Here is a 234-nt window from a genome sequence, read left to right as displayed (position 1 = left end):
GTCTATCTGCCGAACCATTGCCGTGTGCTCGCGGCCCCTGCTTCCGAACAGGGTGAGGCATGGGAGGCGGACGACAATGCAGGCCGGATGATCCGGCGCGTACGTCGGCAGTTCGAGGCACTGAGGCCCAAGCATGAGATCCTACGGGCGCAGCCTGATGGTGAAGAGCTCGACATCGACGCGCTCGTGCGGGCGCGCAGCGACCTGCTGTCCGGCGGCTCTGGCTCGGAGCGC

Annotated in this window: 1 pseudogene; it reads left to right on the top strand. The window is 67.1% G+C overall.

The features are described 5' to 3' along the window. Positions 1-234: pseudogene (locus tag KBI52_RS00060) on the top strand (protein norD); the annotation flags it as partial.

It is taken from the genome of Microvirga sp. HBU67558 (assembly GCF_018069605.1).
In the GTDB taxonomy this organism is placed as follows: Bacteria; Pseudomonadota; Alphaproteobacteria; order Rhizobiales; family Beijerinckiaceae; genus Microvirga; species Microvirga terrae.
Note: the sequence above shows the minus strand (reverse complement) of the source record. Positions and strands in the feature narration are given on the sequence as shown.